Raw genomic sequence first — 21,780 nt, 5'->3', positions numbered from 1 at the left:
TTGGGCTGTGAGTTGTCTATGTAGCAGGGCTGGCCGGAAAAGGCTTCAGAAAAGTCCCCTCGTCCATGTCAGTCGGATTAGCGTGGCAACGACCATCCCCCTCCCAGCGCTCTGTAAAGAGCGATATCATTGGACAGGCGCAGCTCGTGGAGTCGCAGATACTCCTGCTCGGATTCAAAGAGGCTGCGCTGGGAATCCAGATACTCCAGATAGTTTGAGACGCCTTTGTCATAACGCAGCTGGGAAATGCGGGCTCGCTCGCGGTCGGCGTCGGTTACGGCTTTCTGGGCGTTCACCTGCACAAGCAGCTGGTCGCGGGCGGTTAACGTGTCCATGACTTCCCGGAAAGCATTCTGTATCGCCTGCTCATATCGGATAATGGCGATGTTCTTGCGAACATGAGCCAGATCGAGGTTCGCCCGGTTGCGTCCGCCCGCAAAAATCGGCAGATTCAACTGCGGGGTAAAATTCCAAACCTCAGTACCGTTTTTGAATAATCCTGAAAATTCCTCGCTCACGGTCCCGATGCTGGATGTGAGGCTGAGGCTGGGAAAGAAGGCTGCCCGTGCGGCGCCGATATTGGCGTTGGCCGCCAGCAGAAGGTGCTCGGCCTGCCGAATATCAGGGCGCCTTTCCATCAAGGACGAGGGAATACCAGCGTGGAGCACGGGAAACTGAACGTTCTCTATATTGGACCTGTTGTCTTCAAAGGCAAAATCAAAACTCCCCACCAGAATTCGCAAGGCGTTTTGCATTTGGGCGCGTTCCCTGCGGACCGCGGCCAGGCGGGCTCGGGATGTCTCGGTCAGCATTTCCGCCGTTCTTAATTCGAGGACCCCGGTGACTCCGGCTTCAAGCCGGCTGCGGTTCAGCCGAAAAGCGTCTTCGCGGGATTTCAGGGTATCACGAGCCAGCTGTTCCTGTTGGGCCAGCCCGCGCTCCCGAATGTAGGTTGTGGCAACATCGGCCACAAGACTGATCTGAGCCGCGCGATGGGCCTCTTCCGTGGCAAAGTACTGGGATAGAGCGGCCTGCGAGAGACTTCTCACCCGGCCGAAGAAATCCAATTCGAAGGCTGTAAGACCAACGGCGGCCTGGTATTGACTGCCTGTGATGGGTCGAGCGCTGATGGGATCCATCTGCTGACCGCGAGAGAAGGTCCCGCTGGCATTCACCGCAGGGAGCCTTGCTGCAGACTGAACGCCATACAAAGCGCGGGCCTCTTCCATGCGAAGAGCGGCCAGGCGCAGATCACGATTATTTTTGAGCGCGGCCTCGATGATCTTCTGAAGGCCTGGATCTGTAAACTGCTGGCGCCAGTCGTCGAGCTGACTTCCGGAATCAGCTGTTTCAGAATCTGCCGGATAGGAATAGGAACTCGGGATGGGAGCCGAGGGTCTCTCATAAGCAGGATTCAGTGAGCATGAGGCCAACGAAACAAGGCCAAAAGCAGAGAGCCGAGGAATCCATTTCATGATGTCGCCTCGCTCGTTCGGAGCGTTGATTGATTTTTGTTCGCGCGCTTTCCTACGTTGAAATAGCGACCTATGACCGTAAAAAACAGCGGCACCAGAAATATCGCCAAAACAGTCGCCACAATGATTCCGCCCAACACGCCTGTGCCGATCGCATTCTGAGCGGCAGATCCCGCACCTCGGGCGACAGCCAGCGGAAAGACACCAAAACCGAAGGCGAGTGATGTCATGAGAATGGGTCGGAGCCTGAGACGGGCGGCTTCCAGGGTGGCATCGATCAGGCTTCGGCCCTCGGCATGGAGGTCTTTGGCCACTTCAATGATAAGAATGGCGTTCTTTGCGGAGAGGCCAATCGTTGCAATCAAACCGACTCGAAAGTAAACGTCATTCGGCATCCCCCTGAGAGTCACGCCCAGGACCGCGCCCAGGACACCCAGAGGCACCACAAGAATAACGGCTGCCGGAATTGCCCAGCTTTCATAAAGCGCCGCCAGAGCCAGGAAGACGATCAACAGGGAAAGAGCATAGAGCATGGGGGCCTGGTTGCCTGACTCGCGCTCCTCAGCCGATTGTCCCGCCCATTCCAGGCCGAGGCCAGCGGGCAGTTGAGCCACCAGTCTTTCCATGCTCTCCATGGCATCACCACTGCTGCCGCCAGGAGGCGCCGTGCCGTTGATGGCGAGCGAGGGAAAACCATTGAACCGCGCAAGTTGCGGGGGGCCTACGGTCCAACGCAGCTGCGTAAAGGCTGACAGCGGAACCATGGTGCCTTCCCTGTTGCGGACATAGAGCCGGCCCACGTCTTCCGTTTCCAGGCGATTGCGTCCCTCGGCCTGGACGATGATCTTCCGCACTTGGTTGTTCATCATGAAGTCGCCAATATAATCCGAACCAAACATAACGGCGAGAGTTGTATTGATATCACCGATGGCCACTCCCATGGATTCAGCCTTTTCCCGATCGATTTCCAATTCCAGCTGCGGCGTGTCCGCGACACCTGCAAAATAAGCGCTGCCGATCGCAGGGTCCTGGCGCGCTGCATTCAGCAGCTGATCGCGTGCCGCCGTAAATTTTTGATAGCCGATACCCGCTCGATCCTGAAGCCGGAGATCAAAACCTGTGGATGTCCCAAGTCCAGGCAGGGAGGGTGTGTTGAGAGCCAGGACGGTCATATCACTACGGCCTGCAAAGGTCGCGGCGACCCGCCCCACAATCGCCTGGACGGAATCCTTGCTATCGTTCCTGTCGTCCCAGTTTTTGAGGTTGGCAAACATCATCCCGGAGCTGGGCCCGGACCCAAAAAAGCTGAAACCGCCAATCGCATAAACATAGCGAACCGGTTCATTGGCAAGAAGGTGACGCTGGACTTCACCCAGACTTTTCATGGTTTCCGCCAGTGGGGTTCCCTGTGGTTTGGAGACCATGATCATGAAACTGCCCTTGTCCTCTTCAGGAATAAAAGAGCCTGGCAGGCGCAAAAAGAGGAAGGCCATGACAGCCGTAAGGGACAGATAAAGGATGACCCAACGCAAAGGTCTTCTGACAATTCGATGAACCGACGCCGTGTACCGCTGCGTTGCGCGACTGAACATTTTATTGAACCAGCCGAAGAACCCTTTCCGTTCATGGTGTTCCTTGGGTATGGGTTTGAGCAGGGTGGCGGCCAAAGCCGGTGTCAGCGAAAGGGCCAGAAAAGCCGAGAAACTGATGGAAACGGCCAGTGTTACCGAGAATTGCCGATAAATGTTGCCGACCGCTCCACTGAAAAAGGCCATCGGAAGAAACACGGAAACCAGCACAACCGTAATTCCAATAATCGCGCCGCTGATCTGCTGCATGGCTTTGACAGTGGCCTCATAAGGTGGGAGTCCTTCCTCCTGCATCAGGCGTTCGACGTTTTCCACCACAACGATCGCGTCATCCACCAGAATACCGATGGCCAGCACCATCCCGAACATCGCGAGGACATTGATGGTGTAGCCCAGCGCCAGCAGGACCGCCATGGTTCCAAGCAAAGCCACAGGCACGACCAGGGTCGGTATGAGGGTCGCACGGAAATTTTGCATAAAGAGATACATGACGAGGAAGACCAGGAGGATGGCCTCGAGCAGTGTGACAATCACTCCTTTGATCGATATTTTGACAAACTCCGAAGTTTCAAAGGGTATATCGTAGCGGACGCCACTGGGAAACTGCTTCGACAGTTCATTCATCGCGGCCCGGACGGCATCAGCCGATTCCACGGCATTGGATCCAGGTGCAAGGCGGATGGCCAGACCTGACGCAGGAAGTCCATTGAGCCGCGACCTTGTCCCATACTCACTGCCACCGAGTTCGACACGGGCCACGTCCCTGATGCGAACGGCTGAACCGTCCGCTTGAGTCCGCAGGGCAATATCACCAAATTGTTCGGGTGTATTGAGATGAGACTCCGACATGATATTGGCACTGATGGGTGCGGATTCAGGCACACCTTCCGCACCGATGGCACCTACGGTCACGCGCGCATTATAGTTGCGCAGCGTGGCGATCAGATCCGTGGCCGTAATGTTCATGGCGGCGAGCCTGGCAGGATCGGGCCAGATACGCATGGCGCTTTCTGTGCCGAACTGCTGAACCTTTCCCACACCCTCAATGCGTCGAAGCGTTTGCAGAAGGGTGGCGGAAGCGAGTTCACCGAGTTCGACTTCATCCCAGCTGCCATCTTCTGACGAAAGCGTAACGATCATCGAAATGCTTTCCGCGGCCTTTTCCACCATCACACCATTGCGTCGGACGACTTCAGGCAAACGCGGTTCCACCGTCTTGAGGCGATTCTGGACTTCCACGGCTGCGAGATCCGGGTCGGTCCCCTGTTCGAAACTGACCGTGATGGAGGCCATGCCCGAGCTGCTGTTGGCGCTCGTATACATAAGCCCGGGCGCGCCGCTCATTTCCCGCTCGACGATGGCCGTTACAGCTTCCTCGACCGTTTGCGCGGAAGCGCCTGGATAGATCGCCGTAATCTGGACGACAGGCGGGGCAATATCCGGATACTGCTCGATGGGTAAGAGACGCAGAGACAGGATTCCGGCGAGCATGATGCCAAGAGCTATGACCCAGGCAAAAATAGGGCGATCGATAAAAAAACGAGCCATATTTTTCTCATCTTTTAATGGTTGAAGAGGGAGTCGTTGCCGGTTGATCTCTTGCCACCGGGGCCGACATGGGGATGGGTTTGACCTCCGTGCCGGCGACCATCCTGGACGGATTGGTTAAGATGATGCGTTCTCCACCCTTCAACCCTTGGGTCACGAGCCAGTTCGGGCCTTTGATCGTGTCAGCCTTCACGGTCAAGGCCTCGACCTTATCCTGCCCGTTGACCACCATGACGGTCGCTGAGTTCAGCCCGCGAATCAGAGCATCACGAGGCACAAGGACGGTGGCTTTGTTCACCGCTCTCACCATTCTTACGCTCACAAAGGTGCCCGGGAGCAATTCCTCTTTGGGATTGGGAAAGACAGCCCGCATGGTCACCGTATCGGTGTTGGGATCAACGGCCAGGTCGCTAAAAAGAAGTTGGCCCGGTTGATCGTATTCCGTGCCATCAGGCAGGATGATATGAACTGTGACTTCAGATTGGGGAATGCGTTCCAGTTGTCCCGTTTCGATGCCGCGCCGCATGTCCAGGACGTCGGCGGCTGGCTGGGCGAAGTTTACATATATCGGATCAATTTGCTCCACGATGGTCAAGGGTGTGGGAGTATCCAGCCCGACCAGGGCGCCTTCCGTGACCATGGCGCGGCGGGCCCGGCCATCGATGGGTGCGGTGACGTTGGCATAGGAAAGCTGCAGCCTGGCACTTTCCTGAGAGGCTTCAGCCGATACGACAGCAGCTCGCGCCTGGGCCTCTTCTGCCACTGCGGCTGTATATTCCATTTCGCTGACTGCTTTATCGGCCCGGAGTTCCTTGTAGCGATTCAGTTTATCCGCCGCCGCCGCGTGATTGGCTTTGGCGCTTTCCAGCTGTCCGGTCGCCATATTATAAGCGGCTCTGAGTGGAGCGGGATCGATGCGAAACAAACGCGTTCCTTTTTTTACCTGCTGACCTTCCTGATAAAGCCTGGCCGTGATGATGCCGGCAACCCTGGCTCTGACCTCGGCCTGGCGGAAAGCTTCCAGGCGTCCTGGCAGCTCTGTCGTAATGGGTTCTGAAGAACGCTCCGCGATCGCGATAACAACTTCAGGTTTGGCGGGGGGAGGTGCTTCTGCTGCTTTTTCCTTACATGCATTCTGGATAAAAATACCGGCTCCCAGGAAGGCCGCTGCCAGGATGATCTGCAGTTGTCTCAACATGTGATGCCTCTTATAGCAAGGATTGCGAAGGAATCCATGTACGGATCAAAGCCTACGACCTGTAGAAATATCATGGAATCACAGGAGTGCGTTTGATGTTCTTTCAAGGAATCCGTAATATGGGTGCAAACATGGATCTGTCACGGGGGAGCAAAGGAATGACCATGACACAACTGGACCTCATTAAAGACTACTATGGCAAAGTACTTGCCTCGAAAAATGATCTGAAAACCACAGCCTGTTGTTCCGCGGAATCGCTGGCTCCCCATCTCAGTCGGCTGGTCGCGCAGATTCACGACGAAGTGCGTGCCAAATTCTATGGATGCGGCGTGCCCATTCCCTCCTGTCTTGAGGGTTTGACCGTTCTCGACCTCGGCTGTGGCACGGGGCGGGATTGCTATCTGTTATCCAGTCTGGTGGGGCCGAAGGGCAAAGTGATCGGTGTGGACATGACCGACGAGCAGCTCGCGACGGCTCGGAAGTATCAGGACTATCACCGGAACATTTTTCAACTGAAGGAATCGAATATCAGCTTCCGGCAGGGTTTTATTGAAGATCTCACGGGCCTTGATATTGCGGATAACAGCGTGGATCTGGTTGTTTCCAACTGTGTGATCAACCTGTCGCCCGACAAGGAGCGGGTCTTCGCCGAAATCTTCCGGGTTCTGAAACCCGGCGGCGAACTTTATTTTTCGGATGTCTATGCGGATCGACGTCTGCCGGATCGTTTGCGTTCCGACCCGATCCTGCTGGGTGAATGTCTCGGCGGGGCTCTTTATTTTGAGGACTTCCGCCGCATCCTCGCGAAACAAAACTGCCTGGATTCGCGCACGGTCAGCCGTTCCGAAATCATGGTGACCGATCCGGAATTGCGGCAGCGCATCGGCAATGCGCGCTTTTTCAGTATCACCACCCGTTCGTTTAAACTGCCGCTGGAAGATCGCTGTGAAGATTACGGTCAGGTCGCCTGGTACAAGGGCACCATCGAACATGCGCCGCATACCTTTGCTCTCGACGACCATCATATTTTTGAAACCGGCAAGCCGATGACGGTCTGCTCCAATACAGCATCGATGCTGCAGGACACCCGTTATCGACAGCATTTCCGCGTGGAAGGCGATACCTCCACGCATTTTGGTTTGTTCGACTGCGGGCCTCAGACGGCAGCCCAGGCGAGTGGATCGAACGCCGGCGCCTGCTGCTAGCACACGTGAATGGCGGGATTTCCTGATTTTTGCACCGATCCGATGATGGAACAGTCCGGAAATCCTGCCAGACGCGCGGCAGCCACCCAGGCCTCCGCTTCGGATGCGGCGATGCTTAAAAGAAACGCTCCCGACGTTTGCGGATCGCAGAGCAGAGGCCAGGAGGCCGATCCCGCGTCGGAAATCTCACAGAGGCTTTCCGCATAACTCTGATTGCCGAGCGCCAGCGTACTGCTGATTCCTGCTTCGATCAGAGGGCCAACGCCATCCAGCTGCGGGATGTGATCGCCAAGCAATTCCACCGGAACCTGACTGGCGTGAGCCATTTCCGCCAGGTGACCGAGCAATCCGAATCCCGTCACATCCGTAACGCCGTGAACGCAGTCCTGCGTGATCAGCGAGAGAATATCCGCATGATTCCGCAGCATCGAACGCAGACAGCGATCCATCCAGAGACCGCGGGTGCGCTGATGCATGAGCCCCGCCAGCACCAGGCCCGTCCCCAAGGCTTTCGTCAGAACCAAAGCATCACCGGGCTTCAGACCGGCTTTCGGACGCCAGTTTGCGTCCGCAGGTTTTTGGGCCTGCAGGTGCAGGCCGATCGCCAACTGCTGACCTTCCGCCGTGTGTCCCCCCAGCATCGTCGCGTTCATCGTTTCCAAAATGGACGCCACGCCACAGAGCAGTTGATAGAGATCATCCTGCACCAACGGAGCGGCCTTATGCGGAAGCACCGCGAGCGTCATGCAGGTCTGAGGAAGGCCGCCTTTGGCGAGCAGGTCACCCGAGGCGTGGAGGCAGGCCATCTGTCCCAGGAGGAAGGGATCATCAATAAAGGCCGGGAAGTAATCGAGCGACTGCATGACCCAGCCCTGCATCGCGACCAGGGCCACATCCTCGCTCATGCCCATGGATTGGTGGGACGCGGCGTCCTGAAAAACTTTGGGATACGTCCGGGCCACGAGCCTGAGGGCTGATTTGAGGGTGCCGCCTTCCACTTTCGCACCGCAGCCCAGGCAACGCATGGAATCTTCACGGGCAGCGATCATCATGGGTGGCGCCAGGTTTTCAAATTTTTTCATGAAAGTTCGATCGATCCGGTTTTTCAAAGGCCAAACCCAGGAAGCCCCCCAATAAAGGGAACCGCGCATCGCGATCGCTTCCTTCCGTCCGGTGGTGATCAGAGCCAGATGATTCTTTTGCAGACGGGCCTTGAGCAAAGGCTGGGCCCTGAAGATCCGCCTGATATTTTCAAGGAGAGGACGGGCCAGGCGTACCGCATAGACTCCTGATCGGGGTCTCGGCTGCTTCTCAATAACAGCACAGTCGCCCACCGCAAAGATGCGATCCTGTCCCTGGCACAGGAGGGTTTCATCCGTCAGAAGAAAGCCACGTTTATCGACAGGAAGGCCGGATTCACGAAGAAGGCGAGGACCCTGGGCTGCGGTTGTCCACAGGACGAGGTCGCTGGCTGCTGCGATGCGGGTGGCGTGCGGTTCACCCAGGTGAAGTTCAATGCCACGATCCCGACACAGGCGCGCGAGTTTTTTTCGCAGACCCGCAGGAGCTTGCGGCACGAGTTCCGCATCGCGTTGAATCAAGGTGATTTTTTTTTCCGCTGCAAAACGACTCTGAAGGGCCAAGGCGACTTCCACACCGCCGGCGCCGCCACCGATAATGGCTATGCTTTGCGCTTCCCGCAGTCGATGTTCCTTCTGCAGGAAATCGTGCATGGGCTTCACGCCGACCCCAATCTCCTCTTTCTCAGGCTCACTGCCGATGTTGATGGAAAGAACGTCCCAGGGCAGGGCGGGGCGATGGGCCAGTGTGATTTTCTTATTTTTCACATCGATATGGGTTGCGGCGTCCTGAATAAAGCGGACCCGGGCGGCTGCGCAGAGCCGGACCAGATCGATATGCATCTCTTCATGGGAATAGTGCCCCGCCAGGTAACCGGGAAGCATTCCGGAATAGGCTGTCAGGCTCTGTGGGGACACCAGAACCACTTCCACATCAGGCAGAGGATTCATGCTCCACATTTTGATGAAAAGAGCGTGGGAGTGGCCGCCGCCGAGCAGTAAAAGTCGTTTCTTCAACATTGGACCTGAAGCACCCGTCATGCATATGATTTGGCCAGGGACTGTCGTATCAATAAAGATACTGCGTTGCTCGGTCGGCTGCGCTGCTCATTGGCCTGAAGCCAACTCCGCTGCTCGCCTTCCTCCCGCCTTGTCTTTTTATTGATACGACAGTCCCTGGCGAACACACTCTGCTTAGCATGACTGCGGGTTTTGGGAAAGCCTTCAGGGAATCCAGAGCTCATCATGGCATAGAACGCAGCTCGGTGGGCCATTATCGCTAACGCCTAGCAGGTCCGTGCCGTGGCACTCGGTGCAGGTGGTCGGGACCTGGTCGATCGATTCGTGATGCAGAAAGCCTTCACGATCCACGGTATGGGTCGCGGGCGCCAGCACCAGTTCCGGCTCATAGGCGATCCAGCGTTGCCCGTGACACTGATAGCACGAGGGTTCGCCGTTCAGGCCGCCCAGGAGGTTCGGTCCGTGACAGTGCTGGCAATACCGTTCGGCCCGGAGCGCGGACATGCCGTGCGCGATCCCTTGCTGGTCAACGGGATGACCGCGAATCTTGCGGATTCCCTTGTCCTGAATGCTGCAGGATGCGAAAATGAGGCAAAACCAAACTGAAATTATGATCCGGCCATATTTCAAGGAGTGAGCCCTCTCGTCAACTCATTCTGCAGGAAGTTTAACATGCCTCTGTTTCGAATCACCATGCTGGGTCTCATGTTTTTGTGCCTCATTCCATCCTATCACAGGATGGAGGCCACTCCGCTGCTCGCTCTGCGCGAAGCCCAAAACTGTGGGGGCTGCCATAACCCGGGGCGATCCCAGCGCCCCTACTTCGAGCGGCGCTGCACTTTGGATTGTCAGGGCTGCCACGCGGACCCTACCGGGGGTGGGGCTCGCAATCAGTGGGGCTATTATTATTCCATCGACCAGCTGCCGAGCTATCGCCCCTACAAGCCCATCGATCCGATGAAAGATGAGAGCCGCTTTGATTTGCATGTTGACGGCCGCACCCTAAACTGGGTGAAGCCCGGAGGGGAAAGGGTCACCTTCCCGATGTCGCTCGAGACGTCCGTGCGGGTCCGGCCCTTGATCCGTTACCTGAGCCTGAGCTATTCCGCGGTCATGATGGGCCGAATGGACGAATCCATTTTTCGGGTGGATCGTGAGGGATCCCGCCGCTTCCGCGAACGCTATGCGGCGATGGTCGATAACCTGCCCCTCAATGTTTATGTCCGGGCCTATCGCGGGACGCCCATGTATGGACTCAAGCGACCGAACCATACGCTGTGGATTCGCGAACGTCTGGGTCTGGATCAGTTCGCGACCACGGATGCCTATGAAATCGGGGGCACCCCCAACGTTCCATTCTTTCGCGTCTCCCGGATGATGGGTGATCCTTATGTGGAGGCTCCCTATCGGCAGAAGGGCACCAGCTATCATGCCGGCATGCGTGGCGTCAGCTTCGGCTGGCATGTGAACAGCAGCGGCTGGTCCACCCGTTCGGATTTTCATAAAATTGATATGACGGCCTTCGGCGGAGGCGCCACCTTCCTGAATTTCACACTGTATGGCGAACGCAACTGGCGCCACGTGCAGGCCATCGGCGGCATGGCCCCGGACGTGCCTCTCTACCTGCACCCATCCTCCAGCATTGGCGAATATACGCTGGCCTATCAGGGGCTGCGTGGCCTAACATTGGGTGTCATCAAAGAGGAACTGGATACCATGGGCCTCAAGGGGAAGCGGGATAATCTCTTCATCGACCTGCATCCCATTCCCTGGTTGCAGTTTGAAGTCTGGCGGCGGAAAGAAACTCTGGCTCGGACCGCCACCGATACGCTGGGTATCATCCATTTCTATGCTGATTTTTAAGGGGATTTATGAAAAAGCTGCTGCCCCGCTCCAGTCTGCTTCTGGCGGTCATCGCCCTGCCCACTCAGGTCAAGGACAAGTGGGAGCTGGAGACCTACTCGAGAATTCCTGTCAATGACGTGAGCTTTGCGCCCGAAGGCATTCGGATCAAGGTTCGCAAATCCGCCAGTCCCCTCATGTATCCCTTGGCCCCCCAGCCCGGAAAAATTTCCAGCTTCAAGATTTCAGGCACATTTCAAGGTCTGCCTGAATTCGCTGATGTCCGTCGGCAGGGCGAAAAAGGCGCTGATGACTATGCTTTGCGGCTGGGCCTGATCGTCCCTGGATCCAGGCAGCTCAGCGGCTGGCAGAAGCTCCTGGCGCCAGCCTGGGTGAAGAATCTTTATCAGAAGATGCCGCAGGGCATGGGGTTGGACGCCGTGCATTTTTTTAATATCACCCAGAATCCCGCTCAGGTAAACTCGGTCCGGGTTCATCCGGCATCCGAGCTTATCCGGGAGGAATTCATCGCGCACGTGTCGCAGCCAGGACCCTTTCAATATGAATATAAATTGAAGGAACCTGCATCAGCGGTGGCTCTTTGGTTAGCCGTTGATGGTGATGACACGCAATCAAACTACGACGTGGTGATCTCCAGCCTGGAACTCCGATCGGAACCCTAGGTTTTCCCGAGCCAACAAGGATACTGTTCATGGAACTCACAGCCACGCCGCTCGACACCGGGCGGGATCAGCATTTTCAATTTGCCAGCCGCGTGGCCCGAGCCGGGCTGGATCTCAAGCCGGGTAATATTGACACTCTGCAGATCAATATTACCAAACTCTGCAATCAGGCCTGTGTTCATTGCCATGTGGATGCCTCGCCACGGCGCCGGGAAATGATGAATGATGCGGTGGTGAATCAGGTCCTCAGGGTTCTGGAGGACAATCCGGAACTGCAGACGCTGGATATCACCGGCGGCGCTCCCGAGCTGCATCCACGCTTTATGGAAATGGTCATCCATGCCCGGTCTTTGGGCAGGAAGGTCATGGTTCGCCATAATCTGACTGTGATGCTCGACCCTCATCCTCGCACCAAAGAGTCCATGGAATACCTGGCGGATTTCTTTGCCGAGCAGCGGGTTGAAGTGATTTCCTCGCTTCCTTACTACCAGGAGTTTTTCACCGACAAGCAAAGGGGTGATGGAGTCTTCAAGAAAAGTATCGAAGCCATGCGCCGCCTGAACGCTCGAGGTTTTGGCATTCCGGGGACGGGCTTGATGTTCAACCTCGTCTATAATCCGGTCGGGTCCTTCCTTCCCGCTCCTCAGGCGGACCTGGAACGGGACTATCACCGGGAACTCCAGGCTCTTTTCCAGGTGCAGTTCAATCATCTCTTTGCGATCACGAACATGCCGATTCATCGGTTCAAAGCCCAGCTCCTGCGCATGGGTTCCTATGAAGAGTACATGGAAAAACTGGTCGCCGCGTTCAATCCCCAGGCGGCCGCCGGCATCATGTGCCGCAATTTAATTTCGGTGGCCTATGATGGTGCGCTTTACGATTGTGACTTCAATCAGATGCTCAAGCTGCCGTTGAACGAGGCAGGCAAACACCAGGATATTTTCACCTTTGATCGGACCAGGCTTGGGCAAAGAACCATAGCCGTGGCCGATCATTGTTTCGGATGCACAGCAGGAGCCGGTTCATCCTGCGGCGGGACCACTGCTTAAAATCAGGAGTTGCTAGTGAATTACTATGAATCCAAGGATCTGTCGAAATTTGCTGAAGTTGGAAAATTCCGTGGCGAGCTGATGGATAAATTCTTTGCTTACTACAATGCAGTGGTCGGGCAGGATGGAGCTTTGACCAAACGGGAAAAAGCCTTGATCGCACTCGCCGTATCGCACGTGAAGCAATGCCCCTATTGCATCGACGCCTATACCACCGCCTGTCTGGAAGCCGGTTCCAACCCGGAGCAGATGACGGAAGCCATTCACGTTGGAGCCGCCATGGAAGCCGGCATCAATCTGGTGCACGGGGTTCAGATGCACAATGCCTTGCGCCAGAAAGGGGCTATGTAAGCCATCCCGGAAGCCACTGCAGGTCGTCGGGTTCGTCGATATCATGAAGCATCGGCAGAGTCGCCAAAGTCCAGGACAGGGCCTGAATGCGGTCCTGGGTTTCGCGCGCCACCGACGCCGTGCTCCAATGAATATTTTCAAAGAGGGTGGAGTGAAAAGTCTTGAAACCAAGCAGAGCGTACCCGCCATCAAAGGTTGGTATCAAAACGCTGTCCCTGCTTTTTAACGCTTGCATGGCGGCTTGCATGGCGGCCGCGTCCAAAGCCGGACAGTCGGTGCCCACCAATAATACATTGTGTCCCGCCGCCGCAGCTCGGGAGCTGGCGCGAGCCAGTCGTTCACCCAAATCCCCCGAACCCTGTTCCGTTTGAATGATGCCAGGAGCGAGGGCCAGGCCACGCCAGCTGTCATCCTGCAGACTGGGTGTTGCACACAGTTCCACCTCATCGGCCCCCGCGAGCAGGGCCTGTTCCAGAGTATGCATCAGCATGCGCTGGGCCAGTTGAGCCGCGGATTCCGCTCCCAGTGCCGGAATCAAACGCGTCTTGGCAAATCCGGGCACGGGGGCTTTGGCAAAAATAATAATGCGGGTTGAATTCATCGATACGCCTTGACCAGGTCCTGAGGTGAAGCCCCTCGCCAGTACGCCCAGCGCAGACGCCACATGAGGAAAATGGTCCGCCAGACCCCTCGGGTTTCCCAACGGCGTCCGGACGTTCGCATCCTGGGCGTTAAACAGAGCGGGCGTGATATTCGCAAAAGACGTTTGGATATTTCGATATCTTCCATGAGCGGTTGATCGGGAAAGCCGCCGACCTGAAGAAAAGCCTCGCGTTTGATGAAGATCCCCTGATCCCCGGTCGCAATGCCTGAAAGCCGCGAACGCAGGTTGATAAAAAACGCAATGATCGGGAACATCCAGGCTCGCCCCTCGATCCGCACATCAAAGCGACCCCATACGCGGCGGGACCTCATTAAAGTCCGACTCATGATATCAAGCGCCCGAGGGGGAGGCAGGGTATCCGCATGGAGAAAGAGCAGGATATCACCGCGCGCCGCCTGGGCTCCGGTATTCATCTGCCGGGCCCGTCCGCGGGCTGCGGTTAAAACTTTGAAGCCTGCCTGTTCCACGATTGGCACCGAAGCATCGGCGCTGCCCCCATCCACAATCAGGACCTCGGCTCCACTTTGCGCGAAGGATCTCCAGTGATCCAGGACGAGGCCGAGAGACGCCGCCTCGTTCAGCATGGGAATAATAATGGACACGTTCACGCCAAGGTCCTACGTTGAGTTCATCCGGGGGCATGCTATCATCGAGCTGGGTATTCCGGCTATGGCTTTTCTGGAGACCAGGGCATGAAGCTTTCAGCGTCAAGAATTTCGGTGATCCTCCTTATCCTTCTTCTGGTGGTGGCCTATTTTTTTCTGGGGCTGGATTCCTATCTGACCCTGGATGCTCTGAAAGCCCAGCTTTCCCAATTTCAGGCTTTTTATCAGGAGCATCAGCTGCTGACGGTCCTGATTTATTTCGGCATTTATGTGGTGATGGCTGCCCTCTCCCTGCCAGGCGCCGCGGTTTTAACCCTGGCTGGTGGCGCGCTCTTTGGCTTCGGGCTGGGCCTTCTGCTGGTGTCCTTCGCGTCGACACTCGGAGCGACGGGGGCCTTTCTCGTGGCCCGGTTCCTCTTGCGCGACACGATTCAGAATCGCTATCGGGAACGCCTCGTGAAATTCAATGAGGGCATTCAGAAGGAAGGCGCCTTTTACCTCTTCACCCTGCGGCTTGTGCCCATTTTTCCCTTCTTTGTCATCAATCTGGTCATGGGCCTGACGCCTCTCCGGGCTTCCACCTTTTATTGGGTGAGTCAGCTCGGAATGCTTCCGGGGACAATGGTTTATGTCCTGGCAGGAACCCAGCTCGCCCGTTTTCAATCCCTGGCGGGCATCGTGTCGCTGGAAATTTTCGTCTCGTTCGCACTTTTGGGAATCTTTCCCTTGCTGGCCAAGCGTTTCATTACCTTTATAAAACGATATAGGAAAACTCATGAGCGCTAATCCACAGGACTACAACATGGTTGTGATCGGAGCCGGAGCTGCGGGTCTGGTCAGTGCTTATATCGCCGCCACGCTGAAAGCCAAGGTTGCCTTGATTGAAAAACATCGCATGGGCGGAGACTGTCTTTACACGGGCTGCGTGCCTTCCAAAGCTCTTATTAAAACCGCGCGGGTGGTCCATCAGATCAAGCAGCATAGAATCTATGGCATCAAATCGGCAAATTATGAGCTGGATTTCGCGGACGTGATGGAGCGCATTCAAACCGTCATCAAAAAAATTGAACCGCATGACAGTGTGGAACGCTACACCGGCCTGGGTGTCGAATGCATCCAGGGCGTGGCTGAGGTGGTGGATGCGCATACGGTCCAGGTCAACGGTCGCACGCTGAAGACCCGCAGTCTGGTTCTCGCGTTGGGGGCTTCCCCGCTGATTCCCAAAATCCCCGGCCTGGATGGGGTGAAAGTCCTGACCAGCGAAAACCTTTGGGACCTGCGAACCTTGCCTGAAAAACTTCTGGTGCTGGGCGGTGGTCCCATCGGCTGTGAAATGGCCCAGGCTTTCCAGCGTCTGGGATCGCAGGTCACCCTGGTCGAGGCGGGACCAAGGCTTCTGTCAAAGGAGGATGACGATGTCGCGGCGCTGATGGCCGCTCAGTTTCAACGCGAAGGGATACGGCTCCTCGTGGGCACCAAGGCCGAGGACGTAATCCGTGAAGCTGGTTCCACGATGATGCGAGTCCAAACGGTGGATGGACGCCAGGAAAAAATCGCGTTTGATGCCGTCTTCGTTGCCGTGGGTCGACGGGCCAACACCGGGCAGCTCGACATCGGGAACCTGGGTCTGGAGCTCAATGACAATGGCACCATCCGGGTGGATGAATACCTGCGGGCCAACGGTAAAAATATCTATGCGTGCGGTGATGTCGCCGGTCCTTATCAATTCACACACGCAGCGTCCCATCAGGCCTGGTACTGTGCGGTGAATGCGCTGTTTGCGCCGCTTAAAAAATTCAAAGTGGACTATCGGGTCATTCCCTGGGTGACATTCACGGACCCGGAGATTGCCCAGGTGGGGCATAACGAACAGACGGCCCGGAAGGAGGGTCTGGATTTTGAAACCACGATTTACAACCTGGATGATCTGGATCGTGCCATCGCGGAAAGTGAAGAGAGCGGTCGCATCAAGGTGCTCACCGAACGTGGCAAGGATAAAATCATCGGCGCCAACATCATCGGGCCGCATGCCGGGGAGTTGCTCGCCGAGTTCACAACGGCCATGAAACAGGGCTTGGGATTGAATTCCATTTTGGGGACGATTCATCCCTATCCCACCTTTGGAGAAGCCAATAAATATGTGGCGGGCCAATGGAAAAAGGAACATGCACCGGAAACCATCCTGGCCTGGCTCGAAAAGTATCAGGGTTGGCGTCGATAATGGGGGATTTTGGAATGGATGAGTTGGAACTTGTGCCCGAGCGTATTCGGCAGCTTTCGCTGTCTGAGGATGAATTGGTTCTGCCTTGGGATGCGGCTGTTGAGGCCGTCGCTATTTTGGAGAAAGTGGGTTTTCTGATTCTTTGCTGGGAAGGCTGGCTGCGCTATGCCGATGGCGCCGTGGGGCATTCGTTGAGTTATCAAGGCTCCCGCGAGATTCGGCGCTATCCTGACGAATCCTGGACGGATTTTTCGATGCGTGCCAGGCAGTCATTTCTCAAGTCGGGTGCTGAAAGTCTGCAAAAGTTTACCGCGAGGCCGGAAAATCCAGGGGCGCAGCTGTATTTTTGTTTGGTGTTTTCGAGGGACGAGGACAGGCCTAAAGGTCGATGATCCCACCGATCCCGACATGAACTGTGAGGAGAAGTATTTGCATCAAGCCAGGGGATTCAGCCGTCTGGTTAAGGCCTTCGTGGAACCATCCCGTGGGAAACCGGGTGCGGTAGAAGGTTAATGTCAGACCCCATTCGGAAAGTCTGATCAGAGATGGATGCTCTCTTTGGAAGTGAAGGCCAAGACCTGCATACTGACCCTGACGGCTGTGGTCAACCGAGGGTGGGTTCCAGTCATGGACGGTGGCAAGGACCCCGGGATGGTAGGTCACCCGCGTGGGCCCCCCGAACAGCACAAATCTTGTTGTATAAGTATCCGAGGTGCGAATCGATCGCGTCAGGCGCAGTCCCAGCAAATAATCAAAACCATAGAAGTATTGGTTGGGTTCCCGGGACTCGAAAAGATTGGCTCTGGCAAATTCCAATCCTGCACCGAAACCGTAGTCATCATACTCCGTGGTCCAGTCTCCCTGCACACGCAAGTGCAAGGCGTAGGCACTTCCATCAAACCCGGAGCCTCCGCCAGCGGAAATAAGAAAGCGCAGAGTGTCCTCGGATCCGGCAGATTCAGCCCGTCCGACCTTCGAACCCAGGAGGATAAGGATAAGAAATATGAATTTCATGATGGTTCCATGATAACACAAGCCCCTGGGGTACAAAATTTGCTGGAAGACCTTCCAGGCCGCATGCGGGTCATTGGTCTTTCGTTTCGCGTAACCACCGGCCAAGGAGAAACATTATGCCCCAGGATCGCGTCCGTATTCGCAAGGTCGAGGTTCTCTCGGATGACTGGTACATCCTGCGTAAAACCACGTTCGATTATCTCCGTAATGATGGCACATGGCAGACACTGACGCGGGAGACCTACGACCGCGGCAACGGTGCCACCATTTTGCTTTATAACCGCAGCCGGAAAACGGTAATCCTGACCCGACAGTTCCGCTACCCGGCCTTTGCCAATGGGAGCGATGGCTTTCTCATTGAAGCCTGTGCGGGTGTGCTGGATGAACAGGATCCGGAGGCCTGCGTCCGGCGGGAGACCGAGGAGGAGACTGGCTTCCGTATCAGGAACGTTCAGAAGGTCATGGAGGCTTTCATGAGTCCCGGTGCTGTTACCGAGCGCCTTTATTTCTTCATCGGTGAATACGACGACAAGGATCGGCACTCCCAAGGGGGCGGCAAGCCCGGTGAAGGAGAGGATATCGAGGTGCTGGAGTTGCCCCTGGATGAGGCTATGAGCATGGTTTCCCGTGGAGCGATCGTCGATGGCAAGACGATCATGCTGCTCCAGCATCTCAAGCTTTCAGGGCTCATGAATTAATGGGCCGAAAGCAGGATCGCACCGATGTTCAACCCGGTCGTCCATCCACTCGTGGCGAAGTCAGGACCTGCAGGAAAAGCCCGAAAAAAATGAGGAACGCCACGGCCCATAGAAGGCCGGCGATCACCACAGCGTTCCGGTAAAACAGAGGAGCCAATCCCACCACAACAACGCGCATCGCGGCGGCTGCATTGATCAGAACAAAACCCGTGACCAGAGCCCGTCGGGCCCGGATGGGGCGCCCGGTATGTCCAAGCGAAACCCGTGGCATCATCCCATAGATGAGAACGCCGATCGAACCGACCGCGATCGCGTGAATGCCAAGGCTCGGCGCGATCGGTTGCCAGACGCCGAAGCCTCGCAGAAAAAGTCCGATGACCAGCCAGAGATAACCGGAAAATAAAATCCAAAGCATCGGCTGGTGGCGCGTGCTCCAGGGATCCCACAACAGCCAGCGCGTTCCGTTGGCCAAAGCCGCCGCCAGCGTCACGACACCGAAAAAAGGCGATTGGGGCAGGAACGTGTCACTCAAAGCATAAACTGCGGTAAATCCCACACAGGCCAAATCAAGGGGGCGCCACGAGCGAACGTGAGCGGAGGCCTCGGCATTGCGTGTGAAGGCAGGAATCACCCGCCCGCCGATCACGACGATCAGGACGGTCAGCATTCCAACCCCGAGCGCGAGACCACGGTAGGCCGAGTCTTCCAGGATCCCCAGGGCTTCGCCATGAACCAGGGCATTCGCCCCAGCCAGAACCGCAAGCACAAGAAGAAGGCCCATATTCCGCTTTTGGCTCGCTTGCAAAAGATAAGGCGCAAGAAAAACGACCGCGAGGACGAGAAAAGCCAGATCCGTGGCTGCATAAAGATAACTGGGAGGCGCCAACAGCCAGGGCATGAGGCGAGCCACCAGCCAGACCCCTGCGAGCAGCTGCAATTTCCAACCATGAATGCCGCGTTTGCCCGTCCAGTTTTGCGAGGCTGTCATAAGAAAGCCCACAACCACAGCGGTCGCAAAGCCAAAGAGCATCTCGTGCGCATGCCACAGAATCATTGAAGGGAAATAGCGAGGTCCTGGCATCAACCCTGTCCATACGGCGAGCCATAAGAAAATCAGGACGGCAGCGGCCGCTCCGGCCAGCAGGAAAAACGGGCGGAAGGCCAAATTCCATAGAGCATGAGGCATGGTGCATTCCTCCGTTGACGTTTCATCGGTCTTTGGCTTCAGCATTTATGCAAGCTTTTTACCAGCTTTCTGGCTTGGGATTTGAGTCGCGCATGGCAGGGTCAACGGGAATACTTTTCAGTCCAATTGATGGCAAGAAGATCATCGGCCAGACCAAGGATATCCCCGCTCGCTCCTTCGCTGAGTTTCAAACTCAAGGACTTGTATTCCATAAAAACGGTGGCGGCGAGCTCATAGCTGCGATTGCGATAGAGCCAACGGGCCATTGCAATCCAGGACAGGAGCTCATGATCGACAAAAGGCATATCCCTGATCCTGGGCATGACCTTCTTGATTTCACTGATTCGTTTGATGAAAGGCACGGTGCTGTCATAGGCTTCTGCAATCGATTGCGTGATGGATTGCAGCTGTCCATGATGCTGAGCGTTGATGTTCACGAGGCCTGAGGAACGATCCAGAGCCGGTATACGATCCAGCCACTTCATTTTCGGTTGTCCTGCGGCCCACAGATAAAGTTCCATGAGGTAGGAACTGGCATCATGCGACATCCCTTTTCTGGTGATGGCGATCATTTCACTCAAATCCTGGCTGGCACTGGCGTGCAGGGTCACCCTCTGCCACTGCAACTCCAACTTGCAGGATTCATCGCGGATGATATTTTCCGATTCCTGTATCAATTCCCTGGTTTCTTCCAGGCGCCCGGCAAGGCGCATGGCCTTCACCAATTGAACGCGGATACGATCCCTGGTGTGTGGATCTTCGGTCTGGCTTAAACCATTTTTCAAAGCATGGATGGCAAGGGCAGCATTGCCGAGCCGCAGGGAACAGGTTCCCATCCCCAGGTTTTGCCGTGCCATGTGCTCGGCGGGCATGATGGCGATCTTTGCGGACAGCTGTCGTTCCCAAAGCGCCTGCGCGAACTCATGATTCGAATGATGGATGTCGCTCAAAATCGAATGAAGTTCCGAATAAAGAAAGGCCACTTGATTATGTCCAGGTTTGACTCCCACCACGCGCAGAATTTCCTGGCCTTGCATCGCCAGGTCATTGATCTGGCGTTTTCCGAGGCCACCAAAGCGGTAGTGATGAACCAAAGCCGACATGACCAGGATGAAGCGCCGAAGCATTTTCTCGGCATCCCTGGTTTCGCTTAACTGGTTGATCTGTTCGATAATGTAAAGGAGGCGACCCTCTTCCCTATGGCTGAGGAGGACCTGATCGAGTTCTTTTTTGATCCCGATTTTTTCCCGCTCGATATTGGGCCGCCGCCAAATCTCAAAGACGTTCTGAGCCATCACAGATGCCTCCCGCTTCCTGCAGACTTTGAATGTGCAGAAGGATGCCGGCCTCGTCCTCAGGTCTGAGATTGTCAAAATCCAAAATATACTGTTTGGCACTGGCGATGGCGCTACAGAAAGCCTGGGCTGATGCGGCTGATCGCGTGCGCAAATGCTCGTACAGATCGCCCTCCGCAGCATCAATACGCGCATAGAAGTTCATATTTTCCGGATTGTTGAGAGCCAATCGTTTGATTTGCGCAAAAGTGCTCGAAGTCCGTGCAAGATTTTCCGGCAGGATTTCGATGCCACGATCGGGCTTTAAAGCATTGGTTTCGATGCGAATGGATTGCCCTTGGGAATCCTGGAACGTGTAAGTATAAACAGAGGTTTCCGCCAGAATCTTAAGATTGGCGAGGGGACCACCGGCGAAATCAAAATCGACATCCCACAGGGCAGGCGCTACCGATGGCTTCTTCGCGATCGAATATCCGGCTGGGGCTTCTGCCGGCAGCTTCAGTTCATAACTCTCCCAGGCTTCCACCGGCGTCTTCACACGATTGCGATCGGCATCGGTAATCTTGCAACCCACGGTCAGTCTGGTTTCCTGCGTTTGATAGATGGAGCAATCCACCAAATATCCAGGCACACCTGCGCCGGTGTCGACGGGCCTGTCACTCGCCTTCGTATCAGGTTCCAGGGTTGCTATGGCGTCTGATGAATGATGACTTTTTTTGTCGCCAAAGATGTTGGCGTGATTCTGTTGGCAGCCCATAAGCTGCAAGAGGATGGAGAGCACAGAGAAGATCATCAAGGGTCGCATGGAATTCCTCTTCCGATTGAATACGGTAGCTTTTGCAGTTTTCTTGCCAAGGGCTTCGGGACGTCGCAGGATTTGGACACCTTTTAAGTCATTGATAATATCAAGCAATGTAGACCTGGCAGCTCACTGGACCCTGGCGAATCAGCTGGAAACTGTCCCCCCGTGAAATGGGCTTTTGCTCATTATTTTAATTATTACAGTATGTTACTAAAATTTCCTGGCGTCATTTTCTGTTTGGGTGTGTCAATGTCTT

Annotated in this window: 20 protein-coding genes; 9 read left to right on the top strand and 11 right to left on the bottom strand. The window is 55.8% G+C overall.

The features are described from left to right. Positions 1-77: 77 nt before the first annotated feature. From OLTU_RS22925 to OLTU_RS22915, 3 genes are read right to left on the bottom strand one after another with little or no spacing between them, the layout of a single operon-like run. A complete protein-coding gene (locus OLTU_RS22925; RefSeq protein ID WP_141735079.1) occupies positions 78-1,475 on the bottom strand; it encodes an efflux transporter outer membrane subunit in 1,398 nt (465 codons plus the stop codon). Further along, the gene (locus tag OLTU_RS22920) at positions 1,472-4,612 is read right to left on the bottom strand and encodes a multidrug efflux RND transporter permease subunit (RefSeq protein WP_141735078.1); all 3,141 of its coding nucleotides are present in this window, start codon (positions 4,610-4,612) and stop codon (positions 1,472-1,474) included. Before OLTU_RS22920 ends, OLTU_RS22925 begins: the two co-directional genes overlap by 4 nt. Before the next feature lie 7 nt (positions 4,613-4,619). Beyond that, positions 4,620-5,810, bottom strand: coding sequence for a MexX/AxyX family multidrug efflux RND transporter periplasmic adaptor subunit (locus OLTU_RS22915; RefSeq protein WP_141735077.1), 1,191 nt, complete (start codon positions 5,808-5,810; stop codon positions 4,620-4,622). Positions 5,811-5,968: 158 nt separating this feature from the next. On the opposite strand from OLTU_RS22915, the gene OLTU_RS22910 reads away from it, so the two are divergent. Beyond that, complete coding sequence (locus OLTU_RS22910) at positions 5,969-7,015, top strand: methyltransferase domain-containing protein (protein WP_141735076.1); 1,047 nt, start codon at positions 5,969-5,971, stop codon at positions 7,013-7,015. Here the strand turns inward: OLTU_RS22910 and selD are convergent. Next, positions 7,012-9,114, bottom strand: coding sequence for a selenide, water dikinase SelD (selD, locus tag OLTU_RS22905; protein ID WP_176736878.1), 2,103 nt, complete (start codon positions 9,112-9,114; stop codon positions 7,012-7,014). The genes OLTU_RS22910 and selD overlap by 4 nt on opposite strands. A 204-nt stretch (positions 9,115-9,318) precedes the next feature. Beyond that, positions 9,319-9,618: a hypothetical protein gene (locus OLTU_RS22900; RefSeq protein ID WP_141735074.1), complete on the bottom strand. Its 300-nt coding sequence runs from the start codon at positions 9,616-9,618 to the stop codon at positions 9,319-9,321. 168 nt (positions 9,619-9,786) lie between these two features. Here OLTU_RS22900 and OLTU_RS22895 point away from each other — a divergent pair, with 168 nt between their 5' ends. From OLTU_RS22895 to OLTU_RS22880, 4 genes are read left to right on the top strand one after another with little or no spacing between them, the layout of a single operon-like run. Beyond that, positions 9,787-10,977 carry a hypothetical protein gene (locus OLTU_RS22895; RefSeq protein WP_141735073.1) on the top strand — a complete coding sequence of 397 codons (1,191 nt, stop codon included), beginning with the start codon at positions 9,787-9,789 and terminating at the stop codon, positions 10,975-10,977. A gap of 8 nt (positions 10,978-10,985) precedes the next feature. Next, positions 10,986-11,639 carry a hypothetical protein gene (locus tag OLTU_RS22890; protein ID WP_141735072.1) on the top strand — a complete coding sequence of 218 codons (654 nt, stop codon included), beginning with the start codon at positions 10,986-10,988 and terminating at the stop codon, positions 11,637-11,639. Between the two features lie 29 nt (positions 11,640-11,668). Beyond that, a complete protein-coding gene (gene arsS / locus OLTU_RS22885) occupies positions 11,669-12,688 on the top strand; it encodes an arsenosugar biosynthesis radical SAM (seleno)protein ArsS (protein ID WP_141735071.1) in 1,020 nt (339 codons plus the stop codon). A 15-nt stretch (positions 12,689-12,703) separates the two neighbouring features. Then, entirely contained in the window at positions 12,704-13,039 is a 336-nt protein-coding gene (locus OLTU_RS22880; RefSeq protein ID WP_218110208.1) for an arsenosugar biosynthesis-associated peroxidase-like protein, read from the top strand. Here OLTU_RS22880 and OLTU_RS22875 read toward each other — a convergent pair. Together OLTU_RS22875 and OLTU_RS22870 are read right to left on the bottom strand one after the other, a co-directional pair. Next, entirely contained in the window at positions 13,032-13,640 is a 609-nt protein-coding gene (locus OLTU_RS22875; protein WP_141735069.1) for a TIGR04282 family arsenosugar biosynthesis glycosyltransferase, read from the bottom strand. The genes OLTU_RS22880 and OLTU_RS22875 overlap by 8 nt on opposite strands. Then, positions 13,637-14,311: a TIGR04283 family arsenosugar biosynthesis glycosyltransferase gene (locus OLTU_RS22870; RefSeq protein ID WP_141735068.1), complete on the bottom strand. Its 675-nt coding sequence runs from the start codon at positions 14,309-14,311 to the stop codon at positions 13,637-13,639. Before OLTU_RS22870 ends, OLTU_RS22875 begins: the two co-directional genes overlap by 4 nt. An 84-nt stretch (positions 14,312-14,395) precedes the next feature. Between OLTU_RS22870 and OLTU_RS32460 the strand changes: the two genes are divergently transcribed. From OLTU_RS32460 to OLTU_RS22860, 3 genes are read left to right on the top strand one after another with little or no spacing between them, the layout of a single operon-like run. Beyond that, positions 14,396-15,094: a TVP38/TMEM64 family protein gene (locus OLTU_RS32460; protein ID WP_218110207.1), complete on the top strand. Its 699-nt coding sequence runs from the start codon at positions 14,396-14,398 to the stop codon at positions 15,092-15,094. Further along, positions 15,084-16,529: a dihydrolipoyl dehydrogenase family protein gene (locus OLTU_RS22865; RefSeq protein ID WP_218110206.1), complete on the top strand. Its 1,446-nt coding sequence runs from the start codon at positions 15,084-15,086 to the stop codon at positions 16,527-16,529. Before OLTU_RS32460 ends, OLTU_RS22865 begins: the two co-directional genes overlap by 11 nt. A gap of 14 nt (positions 16,530-16,543) precedes the next feature. Next, complete coding sequence (locus OLTU_RS22860; RefSeq protein ID WP_141735067.1) at positions 16,544-16,921, top strand: hypothetical protein; 378 nt, start codon at positions 16,544-16,546, stop codon at positions 16,919-16,921. Here OLTU_RS22860 and OLTU_RS22855 read toward each other — a convergent pair. Then, positions 16,908-17,543, bottom strand: a complete 636-nt coding sequence (locus OLTU_RS22855; protein ID WP_141735066.1) for a hypothetical protein — start codon at positions 17,541-17,543, stop codon at positions 16,908-16,910. The two genes, OLTU_RS22860 and OLTU_RS22855, sit on opposite strands and share 14 nt — an antisense overlap. 116 nt (positions 17,544-17,659) lie before the next feature. Between OLTU_RS22855 and OLTU_RS22850 the strand changes: the two genes are divergently transcribed. Next, positions 17,660-18,241 carry an NUDIX domain-containing protein gene (locus OLTU_RS22850; protein ID WP_141735065.1) on the top strand — a complete coding sequence of 194 codons (582 nt, stop codon included), beginning with the start codon at positions 17,660-17,662 and terminating at the stop codon, positions 18,239-18,241. Positions 18,242-18,269: 28 nt separating this feature from the next. On the opposite strand, the gene OLTU_RS22845 is transcribed toward OLTU_RS22850, so the two are convergent. The 3 genes from OLTU_RS22845 to OLTU_RS22835 all read right to left on the bottom strand — a co-directional run bounded on the left by OLTU_RS22845 (position 18,270) and on the right by OLTU_RS22835 (position 21,527). Beyond that, a complete protein-coding gene (locus OLTU_RS22845; protein WP_176736877.1) occupies positions 18,270-19,427 on the bottom strand; it encodes an NnrS family protein in 1,158 nt (385 codons plus the stop codon). 101 nt (positions 19,428-19,528) lie between these two features. Continuing rightward, positions 19,529-20,722 (bottom strand): hypothetical protein, encoded by a 1,194-nt coding sequence (locus OLTU_RS22840; RefSeq protein ID WP_141735063.1) that lies wholly within the window; start codon positions 20,720-20,722, stop codon positions 19,529-19,531. Then, entirely contained in the window at positions 20,703-21,527 is an 825-nt protein-coding gene (locus OLTU_RS22835) for a hypothetical protein (protein WP_141735062.1), read from the bottom strand. Before OLTU_RS22835 ends, OLTU_RS22840 begins: the two co-directional genes overlap by 20 nt. Positions 21,528-21,780: the final 253 nt, after the last annotated feature.

The organism is Oligoflexus tunisiensis (genome assembly GCF_001748245.1).
Classification (GTDB): Bacteria; Bdellovibrionota_B; Oligoflexia; order Oligoflexales; family Oligoflexaceae; genus Oligoflexus; species Oligoflexus tunisiensis.
This window is presented reverse-complemented; position numbering and strand designations above follow the sequence as displayed.

Bases quoted from the DNA above. Each gene is read 5' to 3' on its own strand.
- OLTU_RS22850 (WP_141735065.1), top strand. From the start codon at position 17,660: ATGCCCCAGGATCGCGTCCGTATTCGCAAGGTCGAGGTTCTCTCGGAT.
- OLTU_RS22910 (WP_141735076.1), top strand. From the start codon at position 5,969: ATGACCATGACACAACTGGACCTCATTAAAGACTACTATGGCAAAGTA.
- OLTU_RS22900 (WP_141735074.1), bottom strand. From the start codon at position 9,618: ATGTCCGCGCTCCGGGCCGAACGGTATTGCCAGCACTGTCACGGACCG.
- OLTU_RS22860 (WP_141735067.1), top strand. From the start codon at position 16,544: ATGGATGAGTTGGAACTTGTGCCCGAGCGTATTCGGCAGCTTTCGCTG.
- OLTU_RS22890 (WP_141735072.1), top strand. From the start codon at position 10,986: ATGAAAAAGCTGCTGCCCCGCTCCAGTCTGCTTCTGGCGGTCATCGCC.
- OLTU_RS22925 (WP_141735079.1), bottom strand. From the start codon at position 1,475: ATGAAATGGATTCCTCGGCTCTCTGCTTTTGGCCTTGTTTCGTTGGCC.
- OLTU_RS22920 (WP_141735078.1), bottom strand. From the start codon at position 4,612: ATGGCTCGTTTTTTTATCGATCGCCCTATTTTTGCCTGGGTCATAGCT.
- OLTU_RS22875 (WP_141735069.1), bottom strand. From the start codon at position 13,640: ATGAATTCAACCCGCATTATTATTTTTGCCAAAGCCCCCGTGCCCGGA.
- OLTU_RS22895 (WP_141735073.1), top strand. From the start codon at position 9,787: ATGCCTCTGTTTCGAATCACCATGCTGGGTCTCATGTTTTTGTGCCTC.
- OLTU_RS22855 (WP_141735066.1), bottom strand. From the start codon at position 17,543: ATGAAATTCATATTTCTTATCCTTATCCTCCTGGGTTCGAAGGTCGGA.
- OLTU_RS22915 (WP_141735077.1), bottom strand. From the start codon at position 5,810: ATGTTGAGACAACTGCAGATCATCCTGGCAGCGGCCTTCCTGGGAGCC.
- OLTU_RS22840 (WP_141735063.1), bottom strand. From the start codon at position 20,722: ATGGCTCAGAACGTCTTTGAGATTTGGCGGCGGCCCAATATCGAGCGG.
- OLTU_RS22835 (WP_141735062.1), bottom strand. From the start codon at position 21,527: ATGCGACCCTTGATGATCTTCTCTGTGCTCTCCATCCTCTTGCAGCTT.
- OLTU_RS22865 (WP_218110206.1), top strand. From the start codon at position 15,084: ATGAGCGCTAATCCACAGGACTACAACATGGTTGTGATCGGAGCCGGA.
- OLTU_RS32460 (WP_218110207.1), top strand. From the start codon at position 14,396: ATGAAGCTTTCAGCGTCAAGAATTTCGGTGATCCTCCTTATCCTTCTT.
- selD (WP_176736878.1), bottom strand. From the start codon at position 9,114: ATGTTGAAGAAACGACTTTTACTGCTCGGCGGCGGCCACTCCCACGCT.
- arsS (WP_141735071.1), top strand. From the start codon at position 11,669: ATGGAACTCACAGCCACGCCGCTCGACACCGGGCGGGATCAGCATTTT.
- OLTU_RS22845 (WP_176736877.1), bottom strand. From the start codon at position 19,427: ATGCCTCATGCTCTATGGAATTTGGCCTTCCGCCCGTTTTTCCTGCTG.